A 224-nucleotide genomic window follows, 5' to 3' on the forward strand; every position below is an offset into this window, starting at 1 on the left:
AGCGGATCGCACTGGCCCGGGCGATCTTGAAGGACGCTCCTATCGTGGTACTGGATGAGGCCACCGCTTTTTTGGACCCGGAGAATGAGGAGAAAATGAACGCCGCCATTGCCGGCCATGGTATAGATTCCTTTTTCCAGCCGTTTCAGAAATTCTCCGCATTGAGCCCGTTCCGCCGCCGCCAGCACCTCCTCGTCGGTGGCACCGGGTCTTCCCAGCCGGAT

The 224-nt window shown here is 59.4% G+C and carries 1 pseudogene; it reads left to right on the plus strand.

The features are described 5' to 3' along the window. Positions 1-44 precede the first annotated feature (44 nt). Positions 45-224, plus strand: a pseudogene (locus tag H6B10_RS18805) (hypothetical protein); the annotation flags it as partial.

Origin of the sequence: Gemmiger formicilis, from assembly GCF_016901605.1 — a bacterium.
Classification (GTDB): domain Bacteria; phylum Bacillota; class Clostridia; order Oscillospirales; family Ruminococcaceae; genus Gemmiger; species Gemmiger formicilis_B.